This is a genomic window from Brevundimonas sp. CURTG3B2_SDJG (assembly GCF_057364705.1).
In genome coordinates, this window is record NZ_JBNFOJ010000499.1 from 1 (window position 1) to 1164 (window position 1164).

The 1164-nt window shown below is 73.7% G+C and carries 1 pseudogene; it reads right to left on the minus strand.

Annotated elements, in window-relative coordinates:
- Nucleotides 1–1122: pseudogene (locus AC2W7C_RS18210) on the minus strand (flavin monoamine oxidase family protein); the annotation flags it as partial.
- Nucleotides 1123–1164 lie beyond the last annotated feature (42 nt).

Sequence of the window (1164 nt, forward strand, 5' to 3'; positions counted from 1 at the left end):
GCCTCCCCGCGCCCGCGCGCCCCGCCCCCTCGATCCAGGCGCCCGTGCGCGTGCCCTGCCAGATGTCCGAGGTCGCCTCGCCGGCCAGGAAGATGCGGTTCTCGACCGGCGCCCGCAGCCGGGCGCGATCGCCGGCGTGGCCCGGCAGGACGTAGGAGTAGGCCCCCAGGGACCAGGGGTCGCTCCCCCACAGGTCGCGGCCACCGGCGCCAGACGCTTGCGGATGTTCGAGCCCAGGATCGCGACCAGCTCCTCGACCGAGAAGGCGAAGAAGGCGTCCGATCCTTCGTTCTCCAGGGTTCGGGCGAAGTCGGCGCTGAACCAGCCTTCGATCATCGGGCGGCCGAAGGGCCGGAAATGGTAGCCGCCGGTCTCGGTGGTGTCGGCCCGGCCCCAGACCTGGCTGTCGACGGGGAATTCGTCGGCCTGGGTCACCGTCATGTGCATCTTGGAGGCGAGGCCCAGGGGGACGTTGGCGGCCGCCTCGACCAGATGGGGCAGCGGCGGGTCGAAGCGCAGGATCTCGCGGCCGATCAGGTCGGTGGGGACGGTGACGATCACCGCGCGGGCGTGGACCGCGCCGCGGGCCGTCTCCAACCGCAGCGTCGGGCCCGACCGGTCGATGCGCGAAACCGGGCAGTCCAGCACGACCGGCGCGTCCGCGCCCAGACTGGCGACGAACCGGCCGTAACCCTCGCGCACCCGCCAGTTCAGTCCGGTGTCGCGATAGGCGGCGTAATCCTGGGTGGAGACCTGGGCGAACCGGGCGCCGTTCAGCGCGCCGGAGATGGCGTCCATCCGCGCGTTCCAGCGGCAGTCCGGCTCGAACTGGTCCGAGGCGGGGCCGTCCTCGCCCCGGGCGGCGGCCTCTTCGACCCGGGTCTCGAAGGCGGCGAAGGCGGTCCGGAACTCCGCCTGTTCCGCGGCGGAGAGCTCCAGGTCGAAGGCCGGGCGCTCCCACGGCGGCGGGGTCTTGTCCAGGGTGAAGCCCGCGGGCTCGACCTGGGCGGCGAGGGGGTTCTCGTCGGCGGAGTGCAGCCAGCCGCAGCCCATGTCCAGGCCCTCGCCCTCGAAGGCCAGGGTATGCGCCCGTCCGCCGATCCGCCTGCGGGCCTCGAACACCGCGACGGAGAGCGGATGTCCGGCCAGGGCGCGGGCGGCCGC